The organism is Mesorhizobium sp. M7A.F.Ca.US.002.01.1.1 (assembly GCF_004022955.1).
Lineage (GTDB): Bacteria > Pseudomonadota > Alphaproteobacteria > Rhizobiales > Rhizobiaceae > Mesorhizobium > Mesorhizobium ciceri.
In genome coordinates, this window is record NZ_RZQE01000393.1 from 1 (window position 1) to 5,744 (window position 5,744).

A 5,744-nucleotide genomic window follows, 5' to 3' on the forward strand; every position below is an offset into this window, starting at 1 on the left:
CCCCAGCATCCCCTTGAGGCATATGGTCCAATGCATCGGCGATCAGCCCTCAACCGTTCTGTTACGAGGTCGGCCTCGCGGTGGCCTGTCCGTTCTTCTGCACGATCTTCATCGTTTGCGCCCATTGACGCGATCCTCAATCTGGTAGCACCCCCCGCTGCCGCTATCTATCAGTTGGACATTTCACGCGCTCGGAACGCGCCCGAGTTGGGCGACAGCCGCTTGTAGGCGGACCGTGCGTTCCGCAGGATCCATTGCGGCGCAAGGAGCGTCGGCACTGCGCGGGTCCAATAGTGCGGCATTCCATGGTAACGGCCGTACAGGTACCTGATCGCTGCGCTCACCGCGATGGTCCGTCCCGCCGCAGTTTTAGCGTTGTTCAACCGCGCCATCACGTGCGTATCAAATATCCGGCGGCGAAACGCTTCGCACACAGCGGGTGTGTCCGCGAACAACGCGAAAGCAATCTGATCATAGGCGGCAACGTCGATCTTCAGGCGATCCAGCCATCCGAACTTGATATTGAACTGGTCGTTGCCCGACCGATAGCCGACACAAGGTTCTTGGACCACGCCCCATTTTCCAAACCGTTCGACAACACGGCCGATGATATAAACTTGGACGTAGTAATTCTTGAATTCCGAGACATTAGGCTCGGATGCGATCTCATTCCATTTGGCACGGTCTATCACCAGGGCGGACATGAAGCCCAGCAGATCACCCATCGTCGCGAACAGCGTACCGGCATCGGCGATCAGTTGTGTAGGCGGGATCCGACGGATGCCGGTCCGGCGCGTCATCGTCACGTCATAGTCGATCACGCCTAGCGTTAGACCGGTTACGCCGGGCCAACGCCGGATCGCTTCCAGCACCCGTGCTAGCCCGCCCGGTTCCAGATGGTCGTCGTCGCCCATCAGCCAGATGTAATCGCCCTTCGCCGCCTCCACGACCGCCAGGAAATTGCCGTCCACTCCCAAGTTCTTCGGCTGGGAAAGCAAGGTGTAGTGCTTGATGCGACCCTTATAGCCTTCGGCCACGGCGACCGTATTGTCCGGTGAAGCATCATCGCTGACCACGACCTCGATCTCGTCCTCCAAAGCTTGGGCGATGATGCTGTCTAACAATTCCGCCAGCATGGACGAGCGGTTGTAAGTCGGGATGCAGATCGAAATGGTCGGCATGGGTTTCGGTCTGCGGCCAGGATCGGTGGTTACACGGCGAGGCCGGCGCGCGCGATGAGCGGCTGCCACCAATGCTCGCAAGTCGTTCTCGTCCATCGTGCTCTCCTGGAGGTCAATCCGAAGACTGGCCGCCGGTCAATCGCCGAACTCCCCGAAATCGGCGTCGACCTGAATCATGAGTTCGAGGTATTTCCACGCTATCCACCGCCAGGAATAACTGCTCGCCCTGGCGTTCCCCTTGGTCACCAAACGCTGCCGCAAGTCTGGGGCTAGCATCAACAGGCGGATGGCTTCGGCCCATGACTGGACGTCGTCGGGATCGGCATAAAGGGCCGAATCCCCGCAGATTTCGGGAAGACATGGCGAGGTCGAGGCCACGACCGGGCAGCCCGAAGCCATCGCCTCGACCGCCGGCAGCCCGAAGCCCTCGATCCGTGACGGGAACAGGAAGCACAGGGCGCCTTCGAGCGCCTTCTTGAAGTCGTCGTCCCCTATGCGGCCAGGAAGGACGATGTTTCCGGGCATTTGCGGGATGTACCTCAGGAGCGTGGCCTCGTCGACATCGCCTGGCATCCACAGGTCAAGACCCATCGCGTCGAGGTGTGGGGCCAGCCTGGCGAGAAGCCCCATGTTCTTATATTCCTGGTCCCGCCTCCCCAAGCAGAGGACATACGGCCTGCTCCGGTCGACGGCCAGAGTTGATCTCGCCGCATCCCACCGGTTCGCATGGTCGCTGCCGTTGTAGGTGACGACGATGTTTTCTTCTGGCGCGATTCCGAACTTGATCAGATGGCTGCGTGAGAGTTGCGAGACGGTCGTGATGCGGGCGGCCTGCCTGCCAAGTGCCGGCAGGATCAAGCGGTGCGCCCAGCGGAATCCTCGCGCGTAGCTCGACGGCATGAGCCTTGTGTGCATGTCATGGATACACGCGATCTGGCGCCTCAGCGCGACGGGAGCGAGATTGCAGAAGCTCAGCAATCCTCCAGGCACATGCCAGGGCAACTGCGCCTGCACCCAAAATTGCGGCAGTCGCGGCCTGCTGAATTCAGGAACGACCCGGACGGGGATGGCATCGAGGCGCAAAGGTTCCGAAAGCGGACGCGGCACCACGAGATCAATCTCCAGGTCGCGACCGAGCGGATGCCCTTCTGAAATGAGGGCGTCGAGAGCCAAGGTGACCTCGCGGGCGTAACGGGCCACACCGGTTGGCCGAAGCGTCGTGAAGTCTCCATTTATCGTCCAGCGCCGTCTCGGCGCTTCCCGGTCCGCGCACACCGCAGCGGGATGGCCGATCAGGAAGTCGGCGCCGGCGACAGCGGATCTGGCCAAGGGCGTGTCGGCACGGTGTCTGTTCGCCGGCCAGGCCGATCTTGGTTGCGGCGACTCCCTCGTATCGAACCCGAGCTTGGCCATGTCCAGCTTCCCCGACCTTCCGGCACCCTAGGCAGACTAGCATTCCCAGGAACACCAAGGCCCTTAAACGTTCGAGGTAGGTACGCTGTCCGACGTCGCCAATCCGGATGATTGCCACTTAGCCGAATGACCCGATGGCCATGGTGACCTGGCGTCTTGACGGTTCCACACTGAAAGTTCCAAGGGGGGACGACATGGCGCGACGTTGGACGATCAATGGGCGGTTTCTTTCGCAGCCGACAACAGGCGTTCAGCGTTACGCGCGCGAGGTCGTGCGCGCTCTCGACACCTTGTTGGCCGAGCAGAACCCGCTGACCCGCGGCCTCGAGCTTGCACTGCTCCACCCTCCAGGGTCCGGAGACTTCCCCCTGGCTTGCATCGAGCGTCGGGAGATCGGCGGCATGAACGGGCATGCCTGGGAACAGGTGCAGCTCCCCTCATCCCTGGATGGCAGCGGACTGCTCAGCCTCTGCAACACAGGGCCGCTGCTTTCCCGCAAGCATATCGTCTGCGTCCATGATGCTAACGTCTGGAATGCCCCGCAGAGCTATTCATTTGCCTTTAGACTTCTTTACAGGAATCTGTTGCCCGCCCTCGGCAAGACGGCGTGCGGTATTTCGACCGTTTCCAACTACTCCTTGGATGAACTGGTTCGCCGCGACGTCATCCCGGCAGAACGGGCTTTCGTGGCGCCGAACGGCCATGAGCATGCCTTGCGGTGGGAGCCTGAACACTCAGCACAGACGCGGCTGGCGGCCTCGCGGGAAACCGTTGTCCTGATCGGCAGTGCCGCACCTCACAAGAATCTGGATCTCCTCCTAAACATGGCTGATCGTCTTGGCGAAGCCGGACTCAGAATCGCGATTGTCGGCATGTCGGATTCGCGCGTCTTTAGGTCAGGATCCGCCAGGACCGAAGCGCGAAACATCCACTGGCTCGGCCGCATTTCGGATGGCGAGTTGGCGGCCCTCCTCGGGGACTCGCTATGCCTGGCTTTCCCCTCGCTCACCGAGGGCTTCGGTCTCCCAGCCCTCGAGGCGATGGCCGTCGGCTGTCCTGTCGTGGTTTCAGACCGCGCCAGCCTGCCTGAAGTCTGTGGCAATGCAGCGCTGTTTGCATCCCCAGACGACCAGGACGCATGGTTCGACAGTTTCGTGCAGCTTCGCACTTCTCAGGCCCTGCGCGCTCAGATGATGGGCAAGGGAAAGGCGAGAGCCGCGGAATACAGCTGGAGGGCGACGGGCCTGCGTTATCTCCAGGCGATGGCGGCCGCAGACGGCGTCGATACGGAAACGAAGATCGTCAGGGCTCCCGAATTCACATGATCTCGTGAAGTGCCTGGACGGCGTCTAGCGATTCCAGGATCGCGCGGTCGAAGTTCTCTTCTGAAAAACGTCCTGCATTTCTGGCGCAAGCGCGCGGCGCAATGGCATGGCTATTCTCTTCGAACCGTTCCACTGCCTGCTTGAGGTGATCGACCGTTTGAGCCTTGAACAGCACTCCTGTCGGCTCGGAGGATGATCCTAGCCGCTGTACGATGTCGACGGCGCCGCCGCGACCGAAGGCGACCAGCGGCGTCCCGCAGGCCTGTGCCTCGGCCAGCGCTATGCCGAAATCCTCGCAGCCCGCAAACACCATCGCCTTCGCCCGCGCCAGGGTGTCCACATAGTCTTTCCGGGGCAGGTAGCCCGAGAAGGTGACGTTGGGACCGGCAAGCGCCCGCAAGCAGGCTGATTGCTGCCCTTCGCCAACGATGACCAGTCGCCGCGACGGCATTTCGTTGAAGGCCCGGATGACAAGGTCGGTGCGTTTGTAGGGGGCGAGGAAGGACGCTGAAACGTAGTAATCGTCCTTATCCTCCACACAAGGCAATTCGCCCAGTGTGACCGGGGGGAAAACGACGCGCGCCTGGCGCCCGTAAATGTGCTGGATACGGGAGCGGACATAATTCGAGTTCGCCAGCATCAGGTCCGGACCGTGCGCGGTTCTCGTATCCCATGTCCTCAGGCGATGGAGCATGTAGCGATAGAGCATTCCCTTGGGGCCGAAACCAAGCCGTCCCTGCTGAAGATAGGAAAATTGTTCATCCCAGGCGTAGCGGACGGGACTGTGCACATAACACAGATGCGGCTGGTCCGGCCTGGTGATGACGCCGCGCGAGAAGGCGGCCGACGACGAGATCACCGCGTCGTAGCCCGTCACGTCGAATTGCTCGATCAGAAAGGGACAGAAAAAGAAGAGGGATCGATAGAATTTATGGACCATCGGTATCCGGTTGGCCGCAGACGTATGGAATTCCACGTCGTGGAAATATTGCTCCTTCACCTCTTGTGGCAGGAAATCGAAAAGCGTGAAGACCTCGGCGTTGGGGAACTGCTTGCAGATTTGCGCAAGAACCCTTTCCCCTCCCCGGAAATTCGGGCACCAGTCATGAACGACCGCTATCCTGGCATTGCTGTCGAAGCCGGGCCCCGGCGCGGCCGGCAATTCTTCGATGGATACATCGATCTTGGCAGCGACGGCCAAATCGGAAGAGCGTTCGTGGAGCATGGTTCCCCCTAGCCTCATAAGGCTGGCAGTCTCCATTCCATGTCGTTGCTCCGGCAAGCTGTCCGATCGGCTACACACCGCTACGGGCGCATGGCCATCTAATACTTGCGGATGTGGTCCGTCACCGGGATACTCCGAAAGCCTGTGTCCGGCGGTAGGCCAGGCTCCTCCCGTCTCCTTTTATGCAGGCTGTGTCGGTCCACTCGTCGGTCTAGGTTTCGGCGGAACCGAAGCTGGATCGAGCATGAGACTCATAGTGATCATCCCGACGCTTGGCCGCAGCGGACAGGTCGGGCGTTTGCTTGGATATTTGGGCGGCCAGACGAGGCTTCCTGATGAGGTCATAGTGTCGGCGCCCGACGCCTCGCATGTCGACCTGCCGGAAAGCTGTCCTTTCCAGGTGTCACTCGTTTTCGGACCGAAAGGACTGGCTGCCCAGCGGAACAGGGCTCTCGTACCTTCCCTGGGGCGCTTCGACATCATCACGTTCTTCGACGATGATTTCGTTCCGTCCGCCGAATATCTGCAGCAGGTCGAGAAAGCTTTCGTGGAAAATGACGGATGGGCGGTGGTGATGGGCACGGTCGTCAGGGACGGTGC

5 protein-coding genes are annotated in these 5,744 nt (G+C 60.9%); 2 read left to right on the plus strand and 3 right to left on the minus strand.

What is annotated here, in order from left to right; all coding sequences use genetic code 11:
- Window positions 1-170 precede the first annotated feature (170 nt).
- On the minus strand, window positions 171-1,277 hold the full coding sequence (locus tag EN932_RS27565) for a glycosyltransferase family 2 protein (RefSeq protein ID WP_206618967.1): 1,107 nt from the start codon (window positions 1,275-1,277) through the stop codon (window positions 171-173).
- A gap of 39 nt (window positions 1,278-1,316) precedes the next feature.
- Window positions 1,317-2,594 carry a glycosyltransferase family 1 protein gene (locus EN932_RS27570; protein ID WP_024505414.1) on the minus strand — a complete coding sequence of 426 codons (1,278 nt, stop codon included), beginning with the start codon at window positions 2,592-2,594 and terminating at the stop codon, window positions 1,317-1,319.
- Window positions 2,595-2,728: 134 nt separating this feature from the next.
- Between EN932_RS27570 and EN932_RS27575 the strand changes: the two genes are divergently transcribed.
- Window positions 2,729-3,919 carry a glycosyltransferase family 1 protein gene (locus EN932_RS27575; RefSeq protein ID WP_337123980.1) on the plus strand — a complete coding sequence of 397 codons (1,191 nt, stop codon included), beginning with the start codon at window positions 2,729-2,731 and terminating at the stop codon, window positions 3,917-3,919.
- Here the strand turns inward: EN932_RS27575 and EN932_RS27580 are convergent.
- Window positions 3,912-5,144: a glycosyltransferase gene (locus EN932_RS27580; RefSeq protein WP_128338221.1), complete on the minus strand. Its 1,233-nt coding sequence runs from the start codon at window positions 5,142-5,144 to the stop codon at window positions 3,912-3,914. The two genes, EN932_RS27575 and EN932_RS27580, sit on opposite strands and share 8 nt — an antisense overlap.
- Before the next feature lie 244 nt (window positions 5,145-5,388).
- Here EN932_RS27580 and EN932_RS27585 point away from each other — a divergent pair.
- Window positions 5,389-5,744 (plus strand): glycosyltransferase family A protein (locus EN932_RS27585; protein WP_128369218.1); only part of this gene is annotated, 356 nt, incomplete at its 3' end.